Source organism: Psychrobacter proteolyticus, from assembly GCF_038155145.1.
GTDB classification, from domain to species: Bacteria; Pseudomonadota; Gammaproteobacteria; order Pseudomonadales; family Moraxellaceae; genus Psychrobacter; species Psychrobacter proteolyticus_B.
This window is the reverse complement of record NZ_JBAKAY010000234.1, coordinates 1-210: the sequence shown is the minus strand read 5'-3', so window position 1 is coordinate 210 and position 210 is coordinate 1. Positions and strand designations below refer to the sequence as shown.

The 210-nt window shown below is 47.6% G+C and carries 1 protein-coding gene; it reads left to right on the top strand.

The features are described from left to right. Positions 1 to 210, top strand: a 210-nt coding sequence (locus V6252_RS13660) for a peptide-methionine (R)-S-oxide reductase (RefSeq protein WP_341610788.1), incomplete at both ends; no start/stop codon positions are given.

Below are 210 nucleotides of genomic sequence, written 5' to 3'. Positions count from 1 at the left end.
GTTTACCGTTGTAAAGGCTGCGGTGCAAGCTTATTTGACTCAAGCAAAAAATTTGATGCGAGCTGTGGCTGGCCAAGTTTTGATCAAGGTATCGTTAACAGCGCGATTGAAGAGCACGAAGATAACTCGCTAGGCATCACTCGCACCGATGTCACTTGTAGAAACTGCGGCGCACATTTAGGCCATGTATTCCGTGATGCTCCTACTGAG